14 protein-coding genes are annotated in these 16717 nt (G+C 68.3%); 5 read left to right on the top strand and 9 right to left on the bottom strand.

The features are described from left to right. Nucleotides 1-41: 41 nt before the first annotated feature. From DX03_RS09005 to DX03_RS08995, 3 genes are all read left to right on the top strand, one after another. Nucleotides 42-2159, top strand: coding sequence for a TadG family pilus assembly protein (locus DX03_RS09005; RefSeq protein WP_244880210.1), 2118 nt, complete (start codon nt 42-44; stop codon nt 2157-2159). Between the two features lie 118 nt (nt 2160-2277). After that, nucleotides 2278-2994, top strand: coding sequence for a DUF2968 domain-containing protein (locus DX03_RS09000; protein WP_051598985.1), 717 nt, complete (start codon nt 2278-2280; stop codon nt 2992-2994). Nucleotides 2995-3165: 171 nt separating this feature from the next. Continuing rightward, complete coding sequence (locus tag DX03_RS08995; protein WP_081797204.1) at nt 3166-4527, top strand: serine hydrolase domain-containing protein; 1362 nt, start codon at nt 3166-3168, stop codon at nt 4525-4527. A gap of 13 nt (nt 4528-4540) precedes the next feature. Here the strand turns inward: DX03_RS08995 and DX03_RS08990 are convergent, their stop codons facing one another. Both DX03_RS08990 and DX03_RS08985 read right to left on the bottom strand, forming a co-directional pair. Beyond that, on the bottom strand, nt 4541-5056 hold the full coding sequence (locus DX03_RS08990; protein ID WP_185753513.1) for a hypothetical protein: 516 nt from the start codon (nt 5054-5056) through the stop codon (nt 4541-4543). Between the two features lie 137 nt (nt 5057-5193). Then, nucleotides 5194-5649, bottom strand: a complete 456-nt coding sequence (locus tag DX03_RS08985) for a GNAT family N-acetyltransferase (protein ID WP_038692147.1) — start codon at nt 5647-5649, stop codon at nt 5194-5196. Between the two features lie 185 nt (nt 5650-5834). On the opposite strand from DX03_RS08985, the gene DX03_RS08980 reads away from it, so the two are divergent. Then, nucleotides 5835-6614 (top strand): helix-turn-helix transcriptional regulator, encoded by a 780-nt coding sequence (locus DX03_RS08980; RefSeq protein WP_244880209.1) that lies wholly within the window; start codon nt 5835-5837, stop codon nt 6612-6614. 75 nt (nt 6615-6689) lie between these two features. Next, nucleotides 6690-7334: a LysE family translocator gene (locus tag DX03_RS08975; RefSeq protein WP_038688066.1), complete on the top strand. Its 645-nt coding sequence runs from the start codon at nt 6690-6692 to the stop codon at nt 7332-7334. A 48-nt stretch (nt 7335-7382) separates the two neighbouring features. Here the strand turns inward: DX03_RS08975 and DX03_RS08970 are convergent, their stop codons facing one another. The 7 genes from DX03_RS08970 to DX03_RS08940 form a co-directional block, all read right to left on the bottom strand. Further along, nucleotides 7383-10112 carry a TonB-dependent receptor gene (locus DX03_RS08970; RefSeq protein ID WP_038688064.1) on the bottom strand — a complete coding sequence of 910 codons (2730 nt, stop codon included), beginning with the start codon at nt 10110-10112 and terminating at the stop codon, nt 7383-7385. 682 nt (nt 10113-10794) lie between these two features. Then, on the bottom strand, nt 10795-11559 hold the full coding sequence (locus DX03_RS08965) for a SapC family protein (RefSeq protein ID WP_038688062.1): 765 nt from the start codon (nt 11557-11559) through the stop codon (nt 10795-10797). A 138-nt stretch (nt 11560-11697) separates the two neighbouring features. After that, nucleotides 11698-12585, bottom strand: a complete 888-nt coding sequence (locus DX03_RS08960) for a hypothetical protein (protein ID WP_038688060.1) — start codon at nt 12583-12585, stop codon at nt 11698-11700. Between the two features lie 40 nt (nt 12586-12625). Continuing rightward, nucleotides 12626-13408, bottom strand: coding sequence for a CDP-diacylglycerol diphosphatase (locus DX03_RS08955; RefSeq protein WP_038692145.1), 783 nt, complete (start codon nt 13406-13408; stop codon nt 12626-12628). 129 nt (nt 13409-13537) lie between these two features. Further along, on the bottom strand, nt 13538-15235 hold the full coding sequence (locus DX03_RS08950) for a T6SS phospholipase effector Tle1-like catalytic domain-containing protein (protein WP_038688058.1): 1698 nt from the start codon (nt 15233-15235) through the stop codon (nt 13538-13540). A 69-nt stretch (nt 15236-15304) separates the two neighbouring features. Continuing rightward, nucleotides 15305-15811 carry a DUF3304 domain-containing protein gene (locus DX03_RS08945; protein ID WP_038688056.1) on the bottom strand — a complete coding sequence of 169 codons (507 nt, stop codon included), beginning with the start codon at nt 15809-15811 and terminating at the stop codon, nt 15305-15307. 46 nt (nt 15812-15857) lie between these two features. After that, the gene (locus tag DX03_RS08940) at nt 15858-16715 is read right to left on the bottom strand and encodes a DUF4123 domain-containing protein (protein WP_038688054.1); all 858 of its coding nucleotides are present in this window, start codon (nt 16713-16715) and stop codon (nt 15858-15860) included. Nucleotides 16716-16717 lie beyond the last annotated feature (2 nt).

Genomic DNA, 16717 nt, shown 5'->3' with positions numbered 1-16717 from the left:
CCTGCCCTGTCCTGCCACCGGCGTGCCGCCAACGCGGCGGCATGTCGGTGACGATGATGCTGGTGATGCTGGGCCTGGTCACGATGCTCGGCCTGGTGGAGATCGGCTACCTGTACTGGGCCAAGCGCGATGTGCAGAAGATCGCCGACCTGTCCGCGCTGGCCGGTGCACAGCGGCTGGATCTGTGCACGGCCAACCGGGCCGACAACGCCGCCGCGCGCAGCAACGCACTGACCGCCAACCGTTTCCCCGGCACGCTGCAGGTCAGCTGTGGCGTGTGGAACCCCACCCACGCCAGCACCGACCATTTCATCGGCACCGCCCCGGCGCCGGTCAACGCGGTCAAGGTCATCGCCGAACGCCCGGTCCTGCCGTTCTTCGGCCAGACCCACGGGTTGCCACAGGTACGCGCACAGGCCGTGGCCACACGCGCGCCGCCCTTGGCGGTGTTCAGCGTGGGCTCGCAGCTGCTGCGGGTGAACGGCAACACGCCGCTCGGCGGTGTGCTGAAACTGGTCGGGGTGGACCTCGACCAGACCACCCTGCTCGGCTACGACGGCCTGGCCCAGGCCAAGATCACCCCGGGCGGCCTGCTCAGGGCGCTGGGCATTCCGGTGGACGCCAACATCAGCGTCGGCGATTTCAACGCCCTGCTGGCCGCGCACAAGGTGTCGCTGGGGCAGTTGCTGGATGCCACCGCCAGCGTGCTCAGCCAGAGCGGTGTGGCCCATGTGGATATGCGCGCACTCAAGGACGCACTGGCCGCCAAGCTCGATATCAACCAGCTCAACCTGCAGCTGGGCAGCAACGCGGCCGGCAGCGGCCTGTTCGGCAGCATCGTCGCCCCCGACGACCCCGCCTCGGCGGCGCTGCAGGCCGAGGTCAACGCGCTGGACCTGATCACCACCAGTATCAGCATCGCCAACGGGGGCCGCGGCGTGGCGGTCAACAACCTCAGCATTCTCGGCCTGGTCCAGGCGCAGACGGCCATCATCGAGCCCCCGTCGATTGCCATCGGCGGCGTCGGCGCGCGCGCCTACAACGCGCAGGTGCGGGTCAAGCTGGACATCGACAGCAACAAGCTGTCGCTGGGCCTGGGCAAGGTACTGGCCGCGCTTGGCATCCGCCTGCACCTGCCGGTGTATGCCGATGTGACCAATGCCATGGGCACCCTGACCGGGCTGCAATGCGCCGCGCAACCGGCCACCGCCACCATCCGCGTGGAGTCGTCGGTGCTGCGCGCGTGCGTGGGCAAGGTGGATGCCGCCACGCAGTTCTCCACGCGCAACGTGTGCGACGCCAGCCTGCAGAACGAACAGCTGCTGACCCTGCTCGGCGCGCCGTTGATCAATGACCAGATCAAGCTCAACGCGCTCACCCATGATGAAACGCTGACCCTGTCACCGGGCGAGACCGGCTCGACGTGGATCAACGGCGCGCAGATCGGCACGGCGGTCAACGACCTGGTCCGGGAGCTGCTGCGCGTGCTCAGCGGCATGCTCAACCCCGCATCGAAGGGCATGGGGAACGCCGATACCGCCAACCAGCTGGCCGACCAGTTCCTCAAGGCGGCCAACCCAGGCAATGGCCTGTACGACGTCGACAAAACCATTGCGCTGCTGCGCAACGGTTCGTCGGCGCAGGGCATCGAGGCCTTCGGTGACTGGGAGGTCAAGGATGGCGTGCCATACGCCTGCGGCCTGCTTCTTCTGAAGACCTGCTACAAGGACGGCTCGGCCTGGGAGGGCTATCGCGCCGTGGTCACCGGCCAGGGCCTCGGGGTATTGGATGGTCTGCTCGGCACTGTCCTGGGCGGGCTGGTGATCAACCGTTGCAGCGGGCTGGTCAGCACGCTGCTGGCCTACAACAGCTGCGTCAAGGGCAACCTGGCTACGTACCTGCAGACCGCTCCGTCCGGCATGCTCGACAACCACCAGGGCAGCGGCAGCGTCACCGACCCCGGCACCAACAGCGTGGCCTGCAGCGGCTTGTTGTGCACCCTGCTGCGGCCGGTGCTGGAGGGGTTGCTCAAGCCCCTGCTCAACGGCGTGGGCACGCTGCTGACCCAGACCCTTGCGATGGTGCTGGGGCTGGAACTGGGCCGCACCGACGTGCACCTGCAGGCGGTGCAGTGCAACCCTGCCCAGCTGGTGTATTGAGTGCCGTGCAGCCTGCGCCCGCTGGATGCAGGGCGCAGCGGGACACGCTAGACTGCGGCGGGGACTGGATTTTCACAGACGAAATTTCACCGATGCGCCACTCGTGGACGGCCTGATGATGCAAGAGAGAAAAACCCTGGGTTCCACCCGCCAGCGCCTGCTCGTGGGCAGCCTGGTGCTGCTGTCGCTGGGCCTGGTTCCGCAGGCACTGGCCGCGCGCGCGCCCAAGGGCGAGGCCACCGAGCCGGCGCGCAGCGCCCCGGTGGTCCGCAACACCGTGGATGAGCTGCGCCAGTTGGTCGATTCCAAGCAGTTGACCGAACTGCGCACCACCTACAACGGCAGCTACGGCGCCAGCCTGCTGTTCAACACCAGCACGCTGCAGTATTACGCCGCCTTGTTCCACGACAAGGATTTCTGGCGCGTGATCAAGACCGATTCGGTCGACAACGCCGAAAAGGTGTACCGCACCTTCGTGCAGCAGACCGAAGAACTGGCCCAGGTGTACATCGACACCACGCGCCTGGAAGCCGGCAAGCGCTACACCGAAAACCTCGTGGCCTTCAACGAACAGCGCCTGCGCAGCCTGCAGCAGGAAGCCGAGCTGCAGCGGCAGCAGTCGCTGCAGGTCAGCAGTTCGATCCAGCAGGCCAAGCAGCAGGCGGTAACGCTGAGCACCGACCTGCGCAGCACGCACAGCCAGCTCGACGCGCTGAACCAGCGCATCCAGGCGCTGCAGGCCCAGCAGGGCAATCCGGCGTTGTCGTTGCCCACGCCGGAAAGCAGCGCACCGGCCATCGCACCGGCGCCCACGGGCGAATCCAGCAACCCGTAACGCCATGCGGCTCCCTGCCCCGCAGGGAGCCTGCCGCCGCTACGCGCGGCATCACCGCGTCTTTCCACCACACCCCATGCTGTTGCTGCTGCCGTTGCGCCCTGGCCTGCGCCTGAGCGCGGTGCAGTACCCTGTGCCTCTACGAACGACGTAGCGCACAAGGACACGGCCATGGCGATCCCCACCCGGTTGCACTTCCCGCGCGCGCCGCGGCGGCTGGCCGCCGCATGCACGCTGGTGGGTGCCCTGGCCTTGCTGCCTGCCGCCCACGGCGCCACCGCCGGCGCACCACCGCTGGACGCCGCGGCATCCGACCCGGGCGCGTTGGGCTGGATGCAGGGCTTCCCGCCGCCGGAGGCCAAGCGCATCCGCTACACCGACAGCGACTATTTCGCGTTCCCCAAGCTGCGTTGGACCGCCTGCCACTTTCGCCAGCTGATGCCCACCGTGGGCGTCAGCCGCGGGCCCGGGGCGGCGGCGCCGCTGCCACAGCGCCTGGATGCAACCATCGACGCGCTGCCGTTCACGCCCTTGAACACGCGTACCCGCATGACCTGGGCGCAATCGCTGCAGGCCAATTACACCGACGGCATCATCGTGCTGCACGACGGCGTGGTGGTGTACGAACGCTACGCCGGCTGCCTGCAGCCCGATGGCCAGCACGGCGCGATGTCCGTCACCAAATCGATCACCGGCCTGCTCGGCGAAATGCTGGTCGCCGAAGGCGTGCTGGATGAGAACGACACCGTCGGTGCGATCATTCCGGAACTCGCGCACAGCGCGTTCGGCGATGCCACGGTCAAGCAGGTGCTGGAGATGACCACCGCCCTGCGCTACAGCGAAGACTACGCCGACCCCAACGCCGAAGTCTGGCAGTACGCCGCCGCCGGCAGCACGCTGCCGCCTGCCCCGGGCTACACCGGTCCACGCAGCTACTACGATTACCTGCAGACCGTGCAGAAACAGGGGCGCCACGGCGAGGCGTTCGGCTACAAGACGATCAACACCGACACCCTGGGCTGGATCATCGCGCGGCGTACCGGCAAACCCGTATCCACGCTGCTGTCCGAGCGTATCTGGACCCGTCTGGGTGCCGAGCAGGACGCCTACTACACCGTCGATTCCAGCGGCACGCCGTTCGCCGGTGGCGGCTTCAATGCCGGGCTGCGTGACATGGCCCGGCTGGGCCAGATGCTGTTGCAGGACGGGCGCAGCAATGGCGAACAGGTCGTACCCGCGGCCGCCATCGCGCGCATCCGGGCCGGCGGTGACAGGCGCGCCTTCGCCAAGGCCGGCTATCCCCTGCTGCCGGGCTGGAGCTATCGCGGCATGTGGTGGGTGAGCCACAACGCACACGGCGCCTACATGGCGCGCGGCGTGCACGGCCAGGCCCTGTATATCGATCCTGCGGCCAAGGTGGTGATCGCCCGCTTCGGGTCGCATCCGGTGGCCGGCAACAGCGCCAACGACCCCACCACCCTGCCCGCCTTCGATGCGCTGGCGCGCTACCTGATGGCGCAGCCCACCCGGTAGGGTCTGGGCGGGCTCAGCGGCACGCATCGAACACCGCGTCGTCCATGCGTCGGCTGAGGGCGAGACTGCGCGCCATGCCGGCCTTCCGGTACGCAGCTTCGCGCTGGCGCTTCGCCTTGGCGCAGGCACGCGGCTGATGATGCAGCGCGATAAGGGCGTCGCGCGGCGCGCGCGTCCGCCGCCGTGGCGGGCTGCTGCCGCGCCGCGGACGCGGATCGACCAGCGGCCTGCGTTGCAGTTCCAGCGCGCGCTTGCGTGCCTCCAGTTCTCGCCGGATCGCCTCGATCCGGGCCGCATGCTGGCGCTGTGCCGGCACCACGTCCACTTCCCACGCCTGCTCGGCCTGCCCGTCGGCGCAGGCGTGGCGCTGGAACGTGGCCACCCCGGCGACCCGGCATTTATGGATCTGCTGGACCTGCGGCGCGGGTGCCGGCGGGGGTGATGGCGCCGCCATCGCGGGCACCGGCAACAGGACAAGCACCCACCACCAGCGGGGGCGCAACGTGGATCGACAACGGACCTTTCGCATCGGCATCCTCCCGGAACGGCCGCCAGCGTCGCGCGACCGTTGCGGGCAAACCGGGATGCACGTTGCGCGCCCTCACCAACGCGTGGTGTCCCTACACGCGCATGCGGGGAAGCGGTTGTCCCCGGGCGGCGTCGCGGTCACCCGCGCAGATGCAGTTCCAGCACTTCATCGCCCAGATCGTCGATCTCGCCGGTCGGCCGCCACCCCAGGTGCCGGTAAAAGCCATGCGAACGCACGCCAGGGTCGGCAGCGCAACCCAGGAACAGGCGTTCGAAACCCCAGCCCTGGAAGTCGTCCACCGTCCGCGCCAGCAGCGCCTTGCCGATGCCCTTGCCTTCCCATGCCGGCAGCAGCGCCAGCACGATGATCTCGCCACTGTCGCGATCGCCGAAGCAGTAGCCCACCATGCCGCCGTCGGCCTCGGCCACGTGCCCCGGAAAGCCGCCTTGGGCGATGCCTGCGGCCCAGCTGTCCACGGTGATGCCAAGCGCGGCCAGCTGCGCGGCGGAAAACGCGTTCTCGCGCGTGCGTCCGCGCAGGTCGATGCAGGCCGCGGCATCGGCCGGTACGGCAGGACGGTATGCAACGTTCATCATCAGGCTCCTTGTCCATGCCACACAGGCAATGGCAGCGTCGCAGCATACCCGCCCGCTTCCCGCAGCTGCCAGACCGCATCGGCAGCGTCCGGCAGGCGCACGCGCCGCATGGCATGCTTCCCGTCCCCCCGCCGCCCCCCCATCCCGTGCCTGCCACCACCGAATTCTGGCGAGATCCGCGCATGCCCCACGTCGAAAGCCGACGTGCCTGCGCGAGCCGTGCCTGTTACCGCGCGCACAGCCATGCCACGTTCTCGGTCGGTGCCGTGGATGCAGGCGGCAGTGTCTTCAGCGGTGCAGCCGACGGTCCACGCGTGCTGCAGCCGGGCTGCGTGGTGGTGGTGCCTGCCGGGCGCGTGCACGCCTGCAATCCCCTGCCCGGCCAGGGCTGGAACTACCAGATGCTGCATCTGGATGCCCACTGGGTGCACGCGGTCCGTAACGAAATGCCCGCGCCCGCCGGCAACGAGGTCGGTATGGAAGCGGTCCGCGTCTGCGATGACCCGGCGCGCTATCGCCAGTTCTGCGACCTCAACGCGCTGCTGTTCTCCAGCGCTGCCATGGAAGCCAAGGATGCCGCGTTGGTTGCGTTCATCGGTGATCTTGACCCTGCACAAGGGGATGCCCTCGAGGACACGATTGATCAAGCAGCGTTGCAACGCCGCCTTGCGCCGGTAACCACGCAACTGCGCCAGGACCTGGCACACACCCCGCCGCTGGACGACCTGGCGCGGCGGGTGGGAATGAGCCGCTATCAGCTGATCCGCGCCTTCCGCCGCGCCACCGGGCTGACCCCGCATGCCTGGCAGATGGACCAGCGCATCCAGCGCGCACGCCTGCAGCTGCGCGACGGTGACGCGCTCGCCGCCATCGCGCACGGGCTGGGCTTTTCCGACCAGAGCCATTTCCAGCGCATGTTCAAGGCGCATACGGCCGCCACGCCGGGCCAATACCGGCGCTGAGCGCGCAATTTCGTTCAATACCGCGCGCGCCGGCCCGGACACACTTGCTGCCCGTGCCCGACCCCGCTGGTGTGAATGGAACAGTTTCTTGTCGTTGCCACCGTGCACCTGTTGGCCCTGCTGTCACCGGGGCCGGACTTCTTCCTGGTAGCACGTACTGCCGTGACGCAGGGCTGGCGCACCGCCACCGGCGCTTGCGTCGGCATTGCGCTGGGCAACGGCGTGTTCATCGCGGCCGCGTTCGCTGGCGTGGCGGCGTTGCGCCCGGGCAGCGGCGGCTTCATCGCGGTGCAGGTGGCCGGCGGCTGCTTCCTGGTGTACATGGGCGTGATGTTTCTTCGGCACGCCGGCAGCAGCAACGCGTCGTCCCTGGGCAGTGAGGCACCGCCTGCGACCGTATCCACCCGCCGCAGCTGGTGGAACGCCGCCGCGATGGGGCTGCTGTCGGCACTGCTGAACCCGAAGAACGCGCTGTTCTACGCCGCCCTGGCGGCGATGCTGCAGGGGCCTGCCACCCCTACCGCCAACAAGCTCTTCTACGCCGGCTGGATGTTCAGCGTGGTGCTGTGCTGGGACCTGTTGGTAGCGGCGTTGATCGGGCACCCGGCGGTGCTGCGCCGCTTCTCGCGCGCCCTGCCGTGGCTGGAGCGCGGCACCGGCGTAGTGCTGCTCGGGCTGGGCGTGTCGATCCTGCTGTCGCTGGCATGGCCGCACATGTAGAAAGGGCCCGGCGATGCCGGGCCCTGCTGCGCTGCTCACGCGGTTCGGTTACAGGAACCGGTAGTCGAACTCCAGCCACAGCTGGCGCCCGTACGGGTCGTAGTTGCCGACCGGGTAGAACGGCCAGCCACCGCCGTTCTTGTCCGCCGGCGGACGGCTGTCGCGCAGGTTGTTGACGATCAGGCCCACGCTCGCATTCTCGGTCAGCGTGCGGTACAGGCTGGCGTTGTAGGTGATGTACGGCGCGATGCGACCACTGCCATCGGTCTTGGGCAGCGAACCATACCGCATGCCGTACAACGTGGCGGTCCAGTCGTTGATGGCCCAGGTCACGCTGCCGTTGACCTTGCTGCGCCACTGGTAGGAATCGAGCGAGTTGCGCTGGTCCACCACGTCATCCTCGGCGAACTGACGGTACTCATGGTCGATCACCAGCGAGTACGCCAGCCGCGTGGAGAACCGGCCGTAGCGGCCCGCATCCCAGCGCGCGGTGGCCTTCAGGTCGATGCCACGCACCGACTCGGACGCTGCGTTGATCGGGTTGATCAGCACGCGGGTCACTTGGTTGGGCTGCACCGCCGCGTCGGCCGGGTTGCGGATCACCCGCGCCAGCGCGTCCTGGCACTGCGCGGAGTTGATGTCGCGCGCATCGCCGCCCACCGTCTGGCCCAGCCGGCAATCGGCCTCGTCGCGCAGGATCCGCGACGAATCCAGGTTGGTTACTTCCTCGTCGATGCGGATGTCGTAGTAGTCGGCGGTGAAATCCACGTTCGCCGTCGGCGACCACACCAGGCCCACCCCGTAGGACTTGGCCGTCTCCGGCTGCAGCTGCGGGTTGGCGCCGCTGGTGTAGTCGATCGACAGCCCGCTGTAATCGCAGTCGTCATACGCCTGGCCGGCGGTGCGGCAGCGCCAGTAGTCGGTCATGCCGGGGTTGTAGCCGCGGGTTTCGCTGGCGAACACGTAATTCATGTCCGGCGCACGGAAGCTGGTGGCGGCACTGGCGCGCAGCAGCAGGCTGTCGAACGGACGGAACTCCAGGCCGGTGCTCCAGGTGGCCTTGCCGAGATGGTCACCGGCGGCGCGGTACTGGTCGTAGCGGCCGGCCACGGTTGCGGTGAGGCGTTCCAGCAGTGGCAGCTGCAGCTCGACACCGGCGGCATAGCGGTCGCGCTCACCGCCGGACGGAATGCCGGCACTGGTGTTCCAGAACTCGCCGGTGGCCAAGGCCGGATCGGGGCGGTTGCGGTAGCCCTGGCTGCCCGCTTCGAGCACGGCGGCCAGTGCCGCACGCCCGCCCGGCAGGTCGAACAGCTGCCCGTTCACGCTGAAGGTGGCCGCCTGCAGCCAGGCCGCGTTGCGGCTCTCCTGGGTGGCCGACAGGTTCTCGTACTCGTTCGGGGTCAGCGGCTGGTACAGCCGCGCAGGATCGGGCGCATACACGTCCACGCCGTTGCGCGTGCCCAGCCTCGGTCCCAGCAGGTAGTCGTTGATGCCGGCCAGCAGCACCGGACGGCGCGTGCGGTTCTCATAGCGCGAGCGGCTGTAGGCCGCTTCGTAGTCCCAGTCGCTGCTGCCCAGGCTGCCGCGGGCGCCTACGTTGAACGACCACGACGATTCCAGGAAGCGGTTGGCATTGCGCTGCACGCCGCCGATCTCTTCGGGGGCGAAGCGGCGGTACCAGCTTTCCAGCTGGCCGCTGTTCTGGTTGTAGAAGTAGTTGCGCGACGAGGTCCAGCTGGGCGCACGGGTGTTGTTGTAGATTCGCGCCGTGCCGATAGCCACGTCGGCGAACAGTTCCTGGCGTTCGTTGAGGTGCCAGGTCAGCGCGCTGTAGGCATCGATGTTGCGCTTCTCGGTCTGCACGGTCCAGAACGTGGCCGCTGCTTCGTTGCTGCCGCAGTACCAGCCCTGGCGCGGATTCTGCGCACGGAACACGCTGCCGCCGTACAGGCCGCTGCTGGCATCGCAGCCGTCGGCGCCGGGGTCGATGTAGCCGTTGGTGCTGGCGTTGCGCCGGTAAGCCACGCCGGTTGCGAGCGGGGTGACGCCGCGCGGGTCGTCGGTGAGCGAATCCATGAAGTCGCGCTGCGAGCCGTAGATCGCCTTGCGGTTGGCGATTTCCAGCCCGAAGATCGCCTCCCACTGGTCACCGGTACTGCCGCCCACCACCTGCAGGCGCTGGTTGTCGCCGCCGCCCTGCTCGGTGGTGCCGGCCTTGACGTTGATGCCCACGCCCTCGTAGGACTTCTTCAGGATGATGTTGACCACCCCGGCGATGGCGTCCGAGCCGTACACCGCCGACGCGCCACCGGTGAGCACCTCGATGCGGTCGATCAGCGCGCTGGGAATGTTGGCCAGGTTCACCACGTTGACCGAGCCTTCGTAGGCCAGCGGGTAATCGGACTGGCGGCGGCCGTTGACCAGCACGAGGGTGCGGTTGGGACCCAAGCCGCGCAGGTTGATGGTGTTGGCAGCCGGGGTGAAGGTATTGCCGAAGTCTTCGCCCTGCACGCTGCCGGTGTTCTCGGTGAGGGCACTGAGCGCTTCAAAGGCGCTGCGGTAGCCCTGCGCCTCGATCTGCTGCTGGGTGATCACGGTGACCGGCGAGGGTCCTTCCACGCTGGCGCGCGGGATGCGCGAGCCGGTGATCCGCACGGCCTCCAGTTCGGTGGGCGCCGGGCCGTCGGCGGCATGCGCCAAGGGGCTGGTGGCAAGCAGGGGCAACAGGGACACGACCAAAGGCCGCAGGCGCAGCGGACGACGAAGCAGAGACATGCAGGTTCCTGGGTGGGGGACAACGCTCCGGTGCGGCAAGCCATTGCCGCAGGGGGGCCGGAAGGCGCGCCAGTCTGCTGAATGCGCCCCTGCCCGGGAAATGACCGGCCGGGATATGCATATCGATTTTCTGCCTAAGGCACGGCAGCACTGGGCCGGCAGCAAGACACGTTTCTTCTCCCATCTGAGGGAAGCGTCTTGTTGCAAGGGCCGTCGGAGAGTGAGCACGACGCTACGCGGATGGCCGGGTGTGCAGGCGCAGGGGCTCGCGTCTCCGATCGGGGCGGTCGCGAGCGTGAGGGCCCCGTAGCAGCCGGTAGGCCCCTGGTGCAAATGTCCCCCGGCCGCGTGGCGGCCTCCTCCTTTATTTTGCCCAGGAGCCTACCGGCTGCTACGGGGCTCGGCTTGCGGAAGAACCAAGCAGAATTCTCTGGCGCCGTCGGTGGGTCGGGCGCTGGGTCCCCATGCCCTTGGAGGCGAAATAAAGGGGGAGGTGGCGGCCGCAGGCCGACGCCGGAGGACATTCGCCGGAAAGGGCATGGGGGCCCAGCGCCCGAACCACCGACGGCCGCGTCTGGACAGCGCCAAGGCACGTTTCTGCCTACCTCGCAGATGGGCGAAGAACCAAACAAAAACGGCGACCCTGCGGTCGCCGTTGTGGTGCATTGCGTGGCTGCGGCGATCAGGCCTTGGCAGCGGCCTTCAGGCTCTGCCGCTGGACCAGCGCGTTGAAGCGCGACAGCGAGCTCAGGTGGTGGTGCACCAGGGCCAGGTAGCCGTTGCGGTGCCAGGCCAGCACGATGTCGTCGGGCAGCTTGGACAGCTTTTCCACGTCGACCACGTGGAACCCGTTCACCGACATCTGCTCGCCGTTGTTCAGGGTGACATCGATGCTGCGCTCCACCAGCAGGTCCTGGGCCAGGATCGCCGCGGTGAACTGACGGGTCGCCTCGTGCTCGCGGGTGAAATCGCCGCAGAAGCGCATGGCGTTGTCGATCAGTTCGCTGGCCTTGCCATCCACGAACAGCGGCTCGCCTTCTTCACTGGTGCCCTTGTTGACGTGCTCGGCTTCGGCGTCGATGGCCAGCAGGTAGTCACCGTCGGTGTCGGCCTGCATGAACACGAACGGATACCGGCGCACGTAGGCCGGCGCGTAGGTGTCTTCGGCCCACTTGTCGCCGTCGATGAACAGGTTGTTGCGGGCCAGGCCCACGGCCAGGATCGGCGCTGCATCCTTGCCGGTGAACAGGATCGGGAAATGCTGCGCGGCCAGGCCGAACTCGCCCACCACGGCCGGAATGGCGTTGGTTTCGGCCGCAAAGGCCACGGTGCCCTGCATCAGACGCCAATTGGCGTGCTTGTCCGATTGCAGCGGCAGCGGCTGGCGGTAGAACAGCGGGCCGGACGCCTGGGCCGGTGCCGGAGGGGTAGTGGTTTCAGCAGTCATGGAATAGGTCAGGTACGACGCGCCAGACAGCCCGGGCGCGAAAGCGGGCACCGCATTGATCGGCCACTATAGCGTGGCTCCATGACGATGTGCGCCGTGCCGGAAGGCATGGATGGCCGCAGGCATGGCGCTCCCCCTCTACAGCTCGGTGAACTCCCCGCACTCGGGCAGCGGGGTATCGGGCTGGTAACGGCCGCCGTCGAAACGCAGCACCCGCTGGTAGGAGCAGGTCCGGTCGGTCTGGGTGCGCAGGTCCTGCCGGCGCAGCGGCCCCCGCGCCTGGGAATCCTGCAGCCGCGACGCCCCCGCCGGGAAACGGGTGGCCGTAGTGGCATAACGCAGCACCGGCATGCCCTGCCCGGCCGGGTCCAGGGTCAGGACACCGTGGAAGCTGTACTCGTCATGGCAGGCACCCGCGCGACGCGCGCTGTCCTGTTCGCCGAAGCAGGCCCGGATCATGGCGTGGCCGTCGGCGGGCAGCGTCAGTACATCCGGGTCGATCTGGATGCCATCGTCCATGTGGCGGATACGGCTCAGCACCAGCGTGGACGCACCGGCATCCCCGCCGGAATACATCGTGGTCACACTGCGCCGCACCCCCATCAGCACGTTCTCCAGCGCGGCCTGCTGCGGGTCGCTCGGTACCTGACCCGCGTCGGCCCCGGGCGCCAGCCGCACGATGAATGGCCACGGCTGATCGGTGCCGGTAGCGTCGGCATCGCCGCTATCGAGGGGGATGAACCAGGTGTGCGGCTCGGCTGTACCGGGCAGGTGATGCTCGATCTCCAGCTGCGACGCCTGATCGTCGCCTTCGCGGGCGGTGCGCACACACCACTGCCGGTCGGCCGTGCAGAAGCGTGCCGACGCCTGCTCGGCGCCCGCCTGCGCGTCGGGCTGCTCGATCAACGTCTCCAGCCGGTTGCCGGCACGGTCGTGCACCGGCGCGGCCACGGCAGCGCTGCTGATGCTTGCCAACAGCACGCCCACGGCGGCAAGAAAGGGTCTGCGCTGCAACGTCCTTGGCATGGGCCACATCCTGTCGGAAACGAACAGGATAGCGCAGCGCTCAGCGCACCCCGTCGAGCGCGTCCTGCGCGCCGGTCACCGCTGCACAGGCATGGTCCTGCAGTTCTTCGCCGCTGGCATCGTTGCCCTGCGCCGCATCCAGCTGCGTGGCCAGCAGCAGGAAGCCCGGGCTGCCGTCGGCGGCGTGGGCACCCACCACCACCAGCGACCACTGGCCCAGGTTCTGCACGCCGGCCAGTTCGCTGGCCAGAAGCCGCACCGGATCGACCGTCAACGCCTCCCCCGCCACCCGACGCGCCTGGTAGCGGTGGCCACGCAATGGCTCCGGCAGCGGTTGCCAGCGCGTCTGGATGCCCGGGCCAAGGCGCTGCAGCTGCCCGAGCACATCAGCGCGCAGGCAGTCCACGTGGATGTGCAGCTGGTGCTGCGAGCGCCCGTGGGGCGAGTTCAGCGCCAGGCTGGTGACCTCCCGTGGCAGCGGGCGCCCGAGTGCCTGCGCGGTGCGCCAGCGCTCCTGCCAGGCAGCCGCGAAATAGTTGGGTGCATCGGCGCGCAGCAGCAACGGGCTTTCGATACCGGTCACCCGGTCCAGCGGCAGCAGCAGATACTGATACTGGCCGTGCGAATCCTTCAGCACCACATCGCGGCGCTCGGCCTGCGGGTTGACCGCCACGCAGCTGCCTTGGGGCGGCCCCTGCAAACGGCAGTCGCGCTGCACGATCCCCCACAGCGCATCGGGATTGACCGGCGGCTTGGCCGGGGGCGGCGCGCTGGCACAGGCGGCCAACAGCACCAGTGCGCTGGACAATAACAGGCGGTGGATCACAGGCAGGACTCGGCTACGGCTACTGTCCGGCCCGCTCCGGGCCGGCTCGGCGCGTAGTGTACCCGCTCACCCTTGACCGTCCGGCGACACAGCACGGCGCTGCTGCCCTTTCCCCCATGGGCAGGCCTACGCGGGTTCGGTCTCTGCCTGGGGCGCCGCAGCGCCCTCCTCGATGTCGCCCGGCTTGTACTTGGTATCGCCGAAGTACAGCACCCGCCACATCGCCAGGTTGCCGATGAACCAGTGCGAGATCGAGTCGTGGCCGTAGCCGTCGAAGAAGGTCTCCACCGCTTCGGGCAGCAGCTGCTTGTTGTCCCAGGCATCGAGCATGGTGCGCTCGGCCAGGGTGAGCCGCTTGCCGCGCTCGCGCTTGCGACGCAGGCTGACCATCTTGCCGACCAGCGTGTCGGTCTCGCTGGCCAGGCCCTTGCGCTGCTTCTTGACCTCCGACAGCGCATCGCTGCGTGCGCTCAATTCATCGGACACCCGGTTCCATTCGGCCAGTTGTTCGCTGCTCATGTCGCTGGGGCCGCCATCGCGGGCATACGGGTCGCCCAGCTGCGCGCGGCGCCGGCGCAGGGTCTTCACCTCCGCATCCAGCGCATCCTGGCGCTCCTGCAGGCGCTGCATCGACGGCAGCTTGTCGCCGCGCGCCACCCGCACCTTCAACCAGCGGTGCAGCAGCTCCATGTGCGCGGCCTGCACGTCTTCCATGCGCCCCCGCTTGACCCGGATCGCCTGCAGGTAGGCGTTGTACACCGCCTGCAGCTCGGGATCGGACTTGTCGAACTCCGCCCGGACCGAGGGGTCCAGCCGGGTCATCGGGTGCAGCAGCACGCCGCCGGCCAGGGCAATGTCGTACATCTCGTTCAGGGCGAACCGCGCGATGCTGTTCTGGCGCCCCTGGTGCTGCGGATCGTAGCCGCCGCCCACGTCGGAGTGCACGCCCGGGTACCAGATTTCCTGGGTGTTGTCGGGATAGCGTGCATCGTCGCGTGTCGAGTCGAGCGGGAACTGGCCGCGCAGCTCGTGCGCGGCGGTCATGTGCACCGATTGCACCACCATCGGCGGGATGCGCATGCCCTCGCCCCAGCCGTTATGGCCGTTGCCCGCATTCACCGCGGCGTGCGCCAGCGTCGGCCACACCGACACCACCGTGTCGTACAGGCCGGCGAACCCGATCCGCATCGGCACGGTTTTGTTGTACATCCAGGTGCCGTCGGGCTGGCGCTTGCACAGCGCCACGAGGTCGCGGATGAAACCACGGGCCTGCGCCGCGCCGCGGGAGAAGCCGAACACCGACACGTTCACCACCACGATACGCATCTGCGCCGCCTGCTGGGTGATGAAGGTATCCAGTTGCTCCAGCGCATGGTCGATGCGCTCGCGACCGCCCTTGCCGATCGCCAGGCCCAGCGTGCCACCGCTGTCGCCCACCTCCGGGCACGGGGTACCTACCCCGGCCAGGTAGGTGGACATCACGTTGCGATGGCCATCGATGCGGGCGTTGTACAGGCGGGCGATGTTGGACAGGGCCCGTTCGTTTTCCTGCTTGCCCATTTCGGCATCGCGGTTGTTGCCGGTGCCATCGAAGTAAATGGTGACCTGCAGTGACTGGCTGCAGCCGGTCGTGGCCTCTTCCTTCTCGGGCAACGTGCAGCTCTGCGCGGCCTGGCGCTGCTGGCGCTCGGCATCGGTCATCGGCCGGGTGCCCCGGGCCAGCCGCGCGGTGCGCGCCGTGGGATCAGCGTCGGCCACCGGCTCGGGCGAGCCGGGTTCCAGGTCTACCTGGCCGGGGATGGCGGTGGGATCGGTAGCGGTCATCGGCAATGCACTCCTTCATCTACCGGTGCGGGCACCGGATGGCTTCCTTGGAGAACGGGCAACGCGTACTTACAGGCCCTGGTTCGCGATATGGCCCTTGGGGATCTTCTCGCGGCGCAGGTCCCAGGGATCCTTGCCGCGCTCGAGCAGTTCGGCCTCGACGTGACCGTCCTGGTAGAAGTGCAGCAGCAGCGTGTGCGGGTCGGCCGGATACGGTTGGCGCACCGTCACCTGCGCCGATTTCGGCTCACGCGGGCCGACGTCCACGTAGGTGTTGGTTTTCAGGTCGTATCGGCCGGACAGTTCCCAGGTGATGTTGAGGGTGAGCGGCGTGTCGGTGCGCGGCGCCAGCGGGCCCATCACCGAACCACTGTCGGTGTAGGCGGACACGCCCCCCATCCACTTGCCATCCACCCGCGTGTCGTACAGATAGCGGTCGCTGTAATTGAACGCGAACAGCGTCAGGTACGGCGACTTCGGCTTGCTCTTGGCCATCGCACGCGAGCAGCCCGCGCCGATCAGCACGATGGCGAGCGCCGCGAGCGCGATCCAGGTAAACGACTTCAGACTCAACATGCACGCTCCACGAGAAACAGACCAACGGTGTACGAACGGGAATGCATCACCAGGTTTCCTCCATCGGCCAGACCGCATCGCCGATCTGCTTTGCGGTGCTGCGGCCATCGGCGAAGTCCTGCAAACGCTGCTGCCAGGCCGGGTCGTCGGCCAGGTCATCGCCGACCAGCAACGCCCAGGTGCACACCATCAGCACCCGCCGACTGTCTTCGATGCCGAACCGGGCGGCCAGCGCCACCACGCCGCGCAGGAACCCGTACCAGTTGGCCGATGGCAGGCGATCGAGCAGTTCCGGATCGGTGAGCTGGTAGTGCTCGATCAGCGTGTAGGGGTAGGCGGAATCAATCAGCACACGACGCTGCTCGGCTTCCAGCGTCCACGGCAGCAGGTGCGGGTCGATGGCCGGACAGGTCAGCGCCAGGGTGTCCCAATGGTGATCGTGGGTCACGTAATGCCAGCGCTCCCCCACCGCGAGAAACGCGTCGCGCTGCTCGGGGTCCAGCGCCTGCACCCACCAGGGCAGCACGCGCCCGTCGTAGAAGCGGGCCAGGAATTCCTTGCCGTTGGGGTACCGTGCGTCCAGCCGGCGCGACAGGCGCTGCAGCAGCACGTCCTGGGTCAACGCGGACTCGATCACGGTGGCGGCACCGAGCGCCTTGGCATGCCCGTCCAGGCGCAGCAGCACGGCCTCCGCCGGGAGGTCGGGGGGCAGCCGGGACAGGTACACCGAGGTGTCGGCGCTGCCATCGGCCAGCAGCCCATCGAACAGGCGCGACGCCGCATGCGGCAGGAACTGCAGTACCGCCTGCGGTGCGTCGCACTGGGCGCCGTCCAGCAGCAGATAGCGATGCTGCCCCGTCGCCAAGGGCTGCCACTGCGTGCGCGGAAAGGTCGTCGGCACCATGG

It is taken from the genome of Stenotrophomonas rhizophila, assembly GCF_000661955.1.
Classification (GTDB): Bacteria; Pseudomonadota; Gammaproteobacteria; order Xanthomonadales; family Xanthomonadaceae; genus Stenotrophomonas; species Stenotrophomonas rhizophila.
The sequence above is the reverse complement of the archived record's forward strand: the minus strand, read 5'-3'. Positions and strand labels throughout refer to the sequence as shown.